9 protein-coding genes and 2 pseudogenes are annotated in these 9,465 nt (G+C 43.3%); 5 read left to right on the forward strand and 6 right to left on the reverse strand.

What is annotated here, in order from left to right; genetic code table 11:
• The first annotated feature begins 225 nt into the window (after positions 1–225).
• Positions 226–1,422 carry a homocysteine biosynthesis protein gene (locus IM450_RS02610; protein ID WP_287664484.1) on the forward strand — a complete coding sequence of 399 codons (1,197 nt, stop codon included), beginning with the start codon at positions 226–228 and terminating at the stop codon, positions 1,420–1,422.
• Here the strand turns inward: IM450_RS02610 and IM450_RS02615 are convergent.
• The 3 genes from IM450_RS02615 to lipB form a co-directional block, all read right to left on the reverse strand.
• The gene (locus IM450_RS02615) at positions 1,411–1,641 is read right to left on the reverse strand and encodes a hypothetical protein (RefSeq protein WP_043998089.1); all 231 of its coding nucleotides are present in this window, start codon (positions 1,639–1,641) and stop codon (positions 1,411–1,413) included. The genes IM450_RS02610 and IM450_RS02615 overlap by 12 nt on opposite strands.
• Before the next feature lie 285 nt (positions 1,642–1,926).
• Positions 1,927–3,189, reverse strand: a complete 1,263-nt coding sequence (locus tag IM450_RS02620; RefSeq protein ID WP_002803547.1) for a pentapeptide repeat-containing protein — start codon at positions 3,187–3,189, stop codon at positions 1,927–1,929.
• A 1-nt stretch (position 3,190) separates the two neighbouring features.
• Positions 3,191–3,859 (reverse strand): lipoyl(octanoyl) transferase LipB, encoded by a 669-nt coding sequence (gene lipB / locus IM450_RS02625; RefSeq protein ID WP_002803548.1) that lies wholly within the window; start codon positions 3,857–3,859, stop codon positions 3,191–3,193.
• A gap of 473 nt (positions 3,860–4,332) precedes the next feature.
• Between lipB and hpf the strand changes: the two genes are divergently transcribed.
• Complete coding sequence (gene hpf / locus IM450_RS02630) at positions 4,333–4,932, forward strand: ribosome hibernation-promoting factor, HPF/YfiA family (RefSeq protein ID WP_287664489.1); 600 nt, start codon at positions 4,333–4,335, stop codon at positions 4,930–4,932.
• Positions 4,933–4,990: 58 nt separating this feature from the next.
• Here the strand turns inward: hpf and IM450_RS02635 are convergent, their stop codons facing one another.
• Together IM450_RS02635 and IM450_RS02640 are read right to left on the reverse strand one after the other, a co-directional pair.
• A complete protein-coding gene (locus IM450_RS02635; RefSeq protein ID WP_287664491.1) occupies positions 4,991–5,401 on the reverse strand; it encodes an Hsp20/alpha crystallin family protein in 411 nt (136 codons plus the stop codon).
• Positions 5,402–5,601: 200 nt separating this feature from the next.
• Complete coding sequence (locus IM450_RS02640; protein WP_002803551.1) at positions 5,602–6,243, reverse strand: L-threonylcarbamoyladenylate synthase; 642 nt, start codon at positions 6,241–6,243, stop codon at positions 5,602–5,604.
• On the opposite strand from IM450_RS02640, the gene larC reads away from it, so the two are divergent.
• On the forward strand, positions 6,220–7,476 hold the full coding sequence (gene larC, locus IM450_RS02645; RefSeq protein WP_287664494.1) for a nickel pincer cofactor biosynthesis protein LarC: 1,257 nt from the start codon (positions 6,220–6,222) through the stop codon (positions 7,474–7,476). The two genes, IM450_RS02640 and larC, sit on opposite strands and share 24 nt — an antisense overlap.
• Positions 7,477–7,516: 40 nt before the next feature.
• Here the strand turns inward: larC and IM450_RS02650 are convergent, their stop codons facing one another.
• Entirely contained in the window at positions 7,517–7,969 is a 453-nt protein-coding gene (locus IM450_RS02650; RefSeq protein ID WP_002803553.1) for a DUF29 domain-containing protein, read from the reverse strand.
• A 421-nt stretch (positions 7,970–8,390) separates the two neighbouring features.
• Between IM450_RS02650 and IM450_RS02655 the strand changes: the two are divergent.
• Together IM450_RS02655 and IM450_RS02660 are read left to right on the forward strand one after the other, a co-directional pair.
• Positions 8,391–8,819 (forward strand): annotated as a pseudogene (locus IM450_RS02655) (IS4 family transposase); the annotation flags it as partial.
• 208 nt (positions 8,820–9,027) lie between these two features.
• Positions 9,028–9,244: pseudogene (locus tag IM450_RS02660) on the forward strand (IS4 family transposase); the annotation flags it as partial.
• Positions 9,245–9,465 lie beyond the last annotated feature (221 nt).

The following is a 9,465-nucleotide window of genomic DNA, read 5'->3' on the forward strand; positions in this document are numbered from 1 at the left end:
AAGTAGCTGGTTATAATTAAATTAAAAATGGATTTTAGGTTCGATCCCCCCTGCCTCCCTTGATAAGGTAGGGTTGATTCATGAATCAACCCTACCCTTGATAAGGGGGGTGTCTGATAATTTTTAAAGCCTACCTACTTACCACTCACTGAAAACTCAAATCTGATAACTGTTTACTGACCACAGCAAAAAGCTCCCTAACCCCCCATCGGTTCAATTTTTATTATGAGAACAATCGCTGAAATCAACGACAAAATTGCTAAAAAAACGGCTGTAGTCTGGACAGTAGAGGAATTAAAAAGCCGCGTGAACGAGATGGGAATTAAGGAGGTTTTTTCCCAAGTAGATGTGGTTTGTACGGGAACTTTTGAACCGATGGAATCTTCGGGGGCAATTATTAATTTAGGTCAGACGGATCCGCCGATAAAAATTCGTCAATGTTGGTTAGATGGGATTCCTGCTTATGCTGGTTTTGGGGCGGTGGATTTATACTTAGGAGCCAGTGCTATTAGTGATTTAGCAGCCAAAAATGAGAATTTAGAGGGAGAAAATCCCGAAAGGGGCGGCGGACATATTATTGAGGATTTAATCGCTGGAAAATCGATTCAATTGCGTGCTGTCGGCCAGACCACCGATTGTTATCCTCGCACTTCTTTTGAAACGATTATTTCTAAGGAGACTATTAATCAATTTTATCTTTTTAATCCTCGCAATCTCTACCAGAATTTCATCGTCGGAGTCAATGGGGGAGAGCGGACTTTATATACTTATTTAGGACCACTACAGCCGCGATTAGGTAATGCAGTTTATTCTAACCCCGGGGCAATTTCTCCCCTGTTAAATGACCCAGATTTAGAGGCTATAGGCATCGGTACGCGCATTTTTTTGGGAGGAGGAATCGGTTATATTGCCTGGGAAGGAACCCAACATTTTCCCCTGCAAAAACGCCTACAAAATCGAACTCCTATTGGTCCCGCTTCCACCTTAGCCTTAATTGGGGATGCTAAACAAATGAATGCTCGCTGGGTGCGGGGTTGTTATTTCAAAAATTATGGGGCTTCTTTAATGTTAGGGGTAGCAGTACCGATTCCAATTTTAAACGAGGAAATTGTTCGACATTGTGCGGTAAAAGATGAGGAAATTGTCGCTCCAGTGGTGGATTTTTCCATTCCCCGGCGAGTCCGTCCTACCTTTGGTTTAATCACCTACGCTAAACTAAAAAGCGGTCGGATTATGATCGAGGGAAAAAGTGTTAGGGTGGCTCCTTTGGCCAGTATTTCCCTGTCCCGGGAAGCCGCTTTAGAATTAAAAGCACTGATCGAATCGGGAGAATTTACCCTCACGGAACCCGTGGCAAAAATTAATCTAGAGCGGACTTTTATTCCCCAGGATCGTTGGGGCGGAAAATTATCAATTGAGTGAGGAGTTAAGGGATTGGGTGCAGGTGGCACAACTACAATTAAGATGACGTAAAATCGGATTTTCTTCCCCGGTTGTCTTGGCGATAATCATATCACCTAAGTTCTTGGTATTGAAACTAGGATGAAAGGACTCTGGGGCAGCTTGTACGGAGTTCGTGGTAACTAATAGGGCTAATAAACTAGCAGAAGCAGTGGCAAGAATAACGACTTTTTGATTCATAAATTTGTGGGAATTATTGGCCATGAATACCACTGATTATAGCACTGCCCTTGCCGATGAGGATATCTTCTAATTAGGGTTTGCTGAAAAACTTTTTCGTGGGGGCAGGGTGTGGGGTGTGGGGTGTGGGGTTTTACTGGTTTTGAGGTGGCCAATTATCTAATTTTCAGGGAAAAAGTGCCTAAATTTTCTCCCCGATCACTCCCGGGCCCGGAACTTTTTGATTTCAAAAAAGCCTAAAGATATTATCCAACAAGGTTTTTAGATTTATTCAGCAAACCCTAATTATCGTCCCAAAAGATTGCCAATATCAGCACATCCCCCCGGAATGGTTGCGCGGGACTTTTCCCCACACCAACGACAACAATAGTGACGTTGTTCCTCGCTCATGTTTTTCACCCCGGTAAAATTGACATTTTCTACCACTGCTCCCGTGTGTTCTCCGCTGTCATAATTGGGGGGAACGCTGCGACTGCGGGGGGTAGCATTTTCTAGGGAACCATAAAATAAACGCATTCCTTTGATATCTGCCCCTCTTAAATTAGCTTCGTAGAGAATTGTCCGCGATACATTTGCTTTTACCAAATCGCTATAACTTAAATCGGCCCGCACCATATTCGCTTCGCTTAAATCCGTCCAGCGCAGATCCTGCCCGGAAATGTCGGCCCCGGCTAACATTACTCCCAATTGTACTACTCTTGTACCGAACTCTCGATCCTCCGCGTAACCCCCTTCCCCGTCTAGAATCGGTCGGCCTAGATAACGATCACGTTTAATCGGTGATAATAGCCGCGATTGACTCAAAAAACGCAGTATTTTCGCTTTTCCAGAGGCATCGACACTGCTGAGGATGGAAGCGGTGCGACCTTCTGCGATCGCTCTTTCCTGGGGCCAATCTTCTAAAAATCCCTCCTCATCCAAGGCTAAATCGGAAATCCCTTGAAAATAGGAATCGATCGTCTGTTGTTGGGTAATGCGATTTTGTTGTATGGTTAAATCCTTAGAAATAACGTACTGTTCCCAGGCCACATAGACAGCTAACACGGCGATCATAATCTGTCCCAAGGCCCCCACCCACTCGGCCCAAGAACCGAACTCATCGTATTTAAAACTCTCTAACCATCGCAATATGCGCTCGTAAACTCCTAAATATTTCCCTAATCCGGCCAGAGCAGCTATAAAAACCATAAAAGCGAAAACCGTCTGACGTTCAGAGGGGGTGAGATAATGGGCGATCCACTGGCGAATAGAGGGCAAAATCACCTGTAAGGATATCAATATCGCTACTATCGCCCCAGAAAAGCCTAACCAGTCCCAGCTAAAGACGAGGCCGATGGTCATCAGCATCAGGGGGGCCAGTAGTAACCCCGCGTTACCCGGCCGAAGATCTTTTAATACTAGGATGCGCTGACGCACAGGATTACGCGAAGATAAAGAGGAGACGTATTCGGAAGCATCGGGGGCCGATAAACTGGTTTTACCGTTATTTTCGGGGTTATCGGCCCTATTTTCCACGGGGAGTTTTTCTGGGTCTTTGCGATCGCTCATATTAATCCTTGTCAAGAGAAAATAATTCCACACCGAAAACTGAGGCGAAAACCCTCGATAAATCTTGCTGTACTTGCATAAGACTAATATTAGGCAGAAACTGCTCTAAACTGCCCACGGGTTTATTAGCAATCCCACAGGGAATAATCTCGGCAAACCCGCTTAAATCCGGACAAACATTGAGGGCAAAACCATGATAGGTAATCCAACGACTAACTTTAATACCGATCGCCGCTATTTTATACCCTTCTACCCATACCCCTGTCAGGCCCGCGATTCTTGCCCCCGACAATCCATAAATAGCGATAGTTTGCAGGATGACTTCTTCTAATTGTCGCAAATACCAGTGTAAATCCTGCTGATAATAGCGCAAATTGAGGATCGGATAGCCCACTAACTGCCCCGGACAGTGATAGGTGACTTCCCCTCCTCGCTCGATTCTATACACTTCTTTGTCGGTTTTGTCAAGATTAAATTTAATAAACTTAATATCTGAACCGGTACCGAGGGTGTAAACGGGGGGATGTTCCAGCAGCAGCAGCACATCGGGTAAGTCGGGATCGGCAATTCTCGCCGCCACCAGCGAGCGCTGTTGCGCCCAGGCCAGAGAATAGGGAGTGATTGCCTGAATTTTCAGCCCGCAGAGACGAGGTATTTTTTGAGCATTCATTGCGAGATTTGTCAAAATATTTAAGAAATGTAAAAGAGCGCAAAGGAAGATTAAAAGAAGGGAAGATATATATGTCGGGGAGAATACTAAGTGCTAATCTAAGGATATCCCATCTATTCGGATGTTAACCGTCGCACAGGAGAAACAATCACCGGATTTCCTAGCTGGCGGCCAAAATCGGTTTCTTTAAATAAAAGTTAACAGAACTTCGCACTTCTGTTAAGAGAAGCTTTGCAGAAACTTGTTAGAATAGAGGTAGATAAATCCAGTTGCAAATAGGCGCTCGACCCGATGAATTTTCCGCGCGATCCGACAAAAAAAAGAGAAAGAGAACACCGACAATATCTAGACTGTGACCTCTAACAACAGCGCGATCGAGCAGATTTTTGAGGATTAAATTCCTAGCATCAACATCCCTTAAAAATAGTTGATGTGGACGGTCTATAGCAAAATTTTTAGATGGAGTAGTGAGTATGAAGCTATTGATTCAGGGCAATAATATCGCTGTCACCGAAGCTATTCATGATTATGTGGAACAAAAGCTGGAGAAAGCGGTGAAACATTTTAACGGCATGACCACAAAAGTGGATGTTCACCTCTCCGTGGAAAAGAATGCACGCATTCCTGATCGCCACAAAGCGGAAGTAACGGTTTATGCTAATGGAACAGTGATTCGCGCTCAAGAAGGAAGCGAAAATTTATACGCGAGTATTGATTTAGTTTCTGATAAAATCGCTCGTCAACTCCGCAAGTATAAAGAAAGATTGGTGGATCATCGCACCAACGCCACCGTTAAAACTAGCGAGGTGGTGCAAGAGAAACCCTTAGAGGGTAGCCTAATCGGTGATCGCACTCCCGAATTACCTGCGGAAGTAGTGCGGATGAAATACTTTGCCATGCCACCGATGACTATTGAGGAAGCACTAACACAATTGCAATTAGTCGATCACGATTTCTTTATGTTCTGCAACAAAGACACTAACGAAATCAACGTTATCTATCAACGCAATCACGGCGGTTTTGGTGTTATTCAACCCCGTCCCGTCAACCTAAATGGCAAAGAATCCAATTAACAGTTAGCGACCACAAATAAAACTAAAGACTGGAGAAATTCTCCAGTCTTTTTCTCATCTAACCAAGATTAACTTTAACCACTTTATTTTTTTCTGCCGCCGCTTTCGGGAGGGTGAGATAAAGAATACCGTCTTGATAGTTAGCGGTAACTTGGCTATTTTGCACCTCTACTGGCAGGGTAATCAAGCGACTAAATTTACCATAATAAAATTCGCTGTTTTCCACTTCGGCAGGGCGTTGACGTTGCCCATTAATAGCCACCATTTGTTTGCTAACCTCCACATCGATATCTTTAATATCCACACCGGGTAATTCGATTTTTAATTCCACGGAATCCTCATTAACAGAGATTTCCACCGGGGGACGAGATACCAATGAAGTTGTCGGTAATACTTCTTGAAAAAGTTGATCGATTTGACGTTGGACAGAATTAATTTCCAGGAAGGGAGAATAAAGAGTGAAAGCCATAGTAATAATTTCCTTGAGAGGTTTTCTCTGACTGCGATTATCTCTATCTTAAGCAACTAACTTGGCTTCCACAAGACGGTTTTCAGGAAATAAAAAGTCGCAATAACCGATACAGTTATCAGTTATCAGTGGCAAGTGGGAAGTTGTGGGGTGTGGGGTGTGGGGAGCAAAAAACCGACGGCTGACGGCTAAAATCACTGTTATAACCATTGTTGTAATTCCGGCCAACCCAAACCTTGACGCACGATATCCGGTTGATCGCAGGTAAAATCAACAATGGTTGACACTTCCGAACCGGGAGCCGAACCATCTTCGATAATTAAATCAACGATATGATCGAGGGCATCGAATAACCTAGCGGATTCTAATCCCTTGGTGGGAAAATCTCCCTCCTGATCGGGAAGATGGGCAGAACTAGAGATAATGGGATTTTCTAGGGTTTCGAGAATAGTGCGACAGATAACGTGATCGGGAACCCGGATACCGGTGGTTTTCCGCTTCGGATTCATCACCACTTTCGGCACTAATTTAGTCGCCGGTAAGAGAAAAGTGTAGGGACCGGGTATAACTCGTCGCATAATCTTATAAGCATAATCGCTGACCACTGCGTACTCGGAAATATTCGACAAAGAAGAACAGAGAAACGTCAAGGGTTTATCATTAGATAGTTGCTTGATTTGGCGAACTCGTTCGACGGCGGATTTCACATTGAGATCGCAACCGATCGCATAGACGGTATCGGTAGGATAAAGCATAATTGCCCCGTTTTTCAGGGCATGACAGATTTCTTGGATAGAACGTTGTTGGGGATTTTCGGGATGGAGAGAGTAAATAGTAGCCATGATAGCAAAATCGTCGCCTATTGGGATTGTCCCACGGGAATCGCCGGGGATATGTGTTTAGGGGCGTTAGTAGATTTAGGAGTCCCCTTAGAATACCTGATTGCACAACTAAAAACTTTAGGAATCGAGGATGAATATCAGTTAAGGGCCGAAAAAGTGCATCGTCGCGGTCAAATTGCCACTAAGATTAACGTCGATGTCACTGCCGAGAAGTCCGCTGATCATCACCACCATCACCATCATACCCCCGCTCGCCATTTACCGGAGATTGAAAATTTAATTAAACAGGCAAATTTACCCCAGAAAGTCCAAGAATGGAGTTTAGCGGTTTTTCAAAAACTTGCGATCGCAGAAGGAGCCGTTCACGGGATCGCGCCGGAAAAGGTGCATTTTCACGAAGTCGGGGCAACCGATGCCATTATTGATATCGTGGGGACTTGTTTGGGTTTGGATTGGCTATCGGTGAGTGAATTATACTGTTCTTCTCTACCCACCGGCGGCGGTACAGTTCAGGCCGCCCATGGTCGTTTACCGGTTCCTGTGCCAGCAGTAGTACAATTGTTTAGTCAGCGACAAGTACCAATTTATAGTAATGGCATCGAAGCGGAGTTAGTAACACCCACGGGGGCAGCTATTGTGACAACTTTAGCTAAAAGTTTCGGTAAACCGCCGAAAATGCAGTTAGAAAAGGTCGGTTTAGGGGCAGGTACAAAAGATTTACCGATTCCCAATCTTGTCCGGCTTTGGTTAGGGAAAAAAACACCAGAAAAGCTAGATGAAAGCGAAACTGTGGCAGTTTTAGAAACTCAAATTGATGACTTAAATCCGCAAGCGATCGCCTACTTAAGCGAGGCTTTATTACAAGTGGGTGCTTTGGATGTATTTAGTCAAGCAATTACTATGAAAAAATCCCGTTTGGGAATACTTTTGACAGTAATTTGTGCCTTGGATAAAATTGCTATTTGTGAAAATATGATCTTTCAGGAAACCACAACTTTAGGCATTAGAAGGACAATTCAAGAGCGATTAATCTTAAAAAGAGAAATACAATCGATCGATACTGTCTATGGACAAATTCGGCTAAAAGTTGCCTACAAAGAGTCAAGTAATCAACCGATTACCGTACAACCAGAATACGAAGATTGTGCCGCTATTGCCCGTCAGCATCATCTACCTTGGCGATTTGTTCATCAAATGGCCTTAACTATTTGGCAAGAACAAAATCAGTCTTGACAGCAGGGCGATTTTCTCCTAAAACTGCTATATCCATTGTTCAAAAGCTATTTTCAGGAAAATAATCACAATTTAAAACCTGTTCTTGGCTAAAAGGACAATCAACTGGAAAAGTTTCTTTTGGTAAATTAGTTTCATTTACCGTCCCTCGCACTGCCTTTTGATAACATTCTGCGAAAATATCGGCTAAATAGGGTTTTAAGCTAGGACTATCCCTGAAAATAAGCTCTAATTGTTCTCTTTGTTCATCAATGGTATTTATCCAGCTATTAGTCCGTTTTTCTGGTTGATATTGCCATTTAAGTAAGTGCATCAAGAGAACTTTTAACCGGACGAATATCTCCCGTTTATTATTACGTCCCATATCGGATATTTCTTCGATTAAGTTATCTAAATCAAGGGCCTGTAAATTGCCCTTTTTTAAGTGATTTACGGTTTGCTCAAGCCACAAATTAAAATCAGTTTCATAAAGCTGAGATAATTTATTGTTCATAATGAGAACGTTTCTTCTATTCTATCTTTACATTGTGCCTATCTTAATGGTGTCTTGTCCAGATGATATTTTTACAAATATGAGATGCAGAGGATTTACCATAATTTATCTAATCTTCAAGGTATTTCTTTCTCTTTTTTCTCATAAATTTAATTGTGGGAAAAGTTCCAAGAACTCAGAGCAAAATGATAGTTTTCTCTGATACTTACCCAATTTGCTGCCTGATCTTGATTGACCAAGTTAATATCCTACAAGAACTGTATGAGCTTGTGATCATCCCTCAAGCTGTGGCTGATGAATTAAATGGCCCAGAATCCCCACCTGTCCTTCGGAAATGGATTACTAACCCCCCTGATTGTCTCCAGATTGGAATTGTTAGCGTCTCCTCAAGGTCGGGAATAGAACCAATCTCCAAAACCCTATGAACCAGTATAGTGCCTTAAACCAAGCCCTTCAACCCTATCTCGGATGGCATGGTGCCAGAATTTCGTTTCTGGCACTATTCCTACTAGCCTTAATCAAAGTCAAAACCGTCAATCTGAGAGAGTTAGCAGTTGGATTTGGAGGTAAAGCTCTGAAAGAGTCTAACTACAAAAGATTACAACGCTTTTTTCGAGTATTTGAGCTAGATTACTCCGAAATTGCTAAAATTGTTGTGATTTGGATGAGGCTCCCCCAACCTTGGGGGTTGAGTCTTGACTGAACTACCTGGGAGTTTGGCGACCATTGTTACAATATTCTGACTCTAGGCATAGTCCATGAAGGGGTTGCCATTCTCATCTGGTGGTGGCTGCTCAAGAAAAAGGGAAACTCCAATAGTGATGAGCTTATGCAGTTCATTAGACATCTCCAAAAATTATAACCCAGTCACAGCTTGCTTTTAGCTTATGTACTAATTAAGCAGTTCGATAGCTGAAATGTATATCTGTCGTTGCTAATTCAATTTTACTGAAAAAATATGAGGCAATTAAAATAATTTTTATTCGGGTATATTCCTTGACTAGAAAGACTTTTGGTCTTGAGATAATATTATGGAGAGGTCTATTGAGGCGATCTTAAAAATTCGTTGCTTGTCTGGCGACCGGGAGTTTATCGGTCAAGCTTGACTGCGCTATCTTCTCCTCGAACCGTCTATGTCTTTCCGGTTAAGGATTCGAGCTACTAACAAGATTCAGCGGGAGGGAAAAGCCAAGGCTTGCCAAAGTCGTCTTCGCCCACTTGGCGATCGGAGAATCTCAACAACTCAAAGGTGATTGTCGGGTTTGGGGTTATCCTTCCCTTCTCAACAAAAAAGCACCCCCTCGCAGGAGTGCCTTTTCGTTCAGACTAGAACTTAACCATTGATAGCAGGAGCAGTCAGAGCTACGGGAGCCTGTTCACCACTAGCCAAGTCTAAGGGGAAGTTGTGAGCATTACGCTCGTGCATTACTTCCATACCGATACCAGCGCGGTTCAGCACATCGGCCCAAGTACCGATTACACGACCTTGAGAATCG

The sequence above is a fragment of the Microcystis sp. M083S1 genome, from assembly GCF_020246405.1.
Lineage (GTDB): Bacteria > Cyanobacteriota > Cyanobacteriia > Cyanobacteriales > Microcystaceae > Microcystis > Microcystis aeruginosa_C.

Bases quoted from the DNA above. Each gene is read 5' to 3' on its own strand.
- IM450_RS02640 (WP_002803551.1), bottom strand. From the start codon at position 6,243: ATGGCTACTATTTACTCTCTCCATCCCGAAAATCCCCAACAACGTTCT.
- lipB (WP_002803548.1), bottom strand. From the start codon at position 3,859: ATGAATGCTCAAAAAATACCTCGTCTCTGCGGGCTGAAAATTCAGGCA.
- hpf (WP_287664489.1), top strand. From the start codon at position 4,333: ATGAAGCTATTGATTCAGGGCAATAATATCGCTGTCACCGAAGCTATT.
- IM450_RS02615 (WP_043998089.1), bottom strand. From the start codon at position 1,641: ATGAATCAAAAAGTCGTTATTCTTGCCACTGCTTCTGCTAGTTTATTA.
- IM450_RS02650 (WP_002803553.1), bottom strand. From the start codon at position 7,969: ATGAACAATAAATTATCTCAGCTTTATGAAACTGATTTTAATTTGTGG.
- IM450_RS02635 (WP_287664491.1), bottom strand. From the start codon at position 5,401: ATGGCTTTCACTCTTTATTCTCCCTTCCTGGAAATTAATTCTGTCCAA.
- larC (WP_287664494.1), top strand. From the start codon at position 6,220: ATGGAGAGAGTAAATAGTAGCCATGATAGCAAAATCGTCGCCTATTGG.
- IM450_RS02620 (WP_002803547.1), bottom strand. From the start codon at position 3,189: ATGAGCGATCGCAAAGACCCAGAAAAACTCCCCGTGGAAAATAGGGCC.
- IM450_RS02610 (WP_287664484.1), top strand. From the start codon at position 226: ATGAGAACAATCGCTGAAATCAACGACAAAATTGCTAAAAAAACGGCT.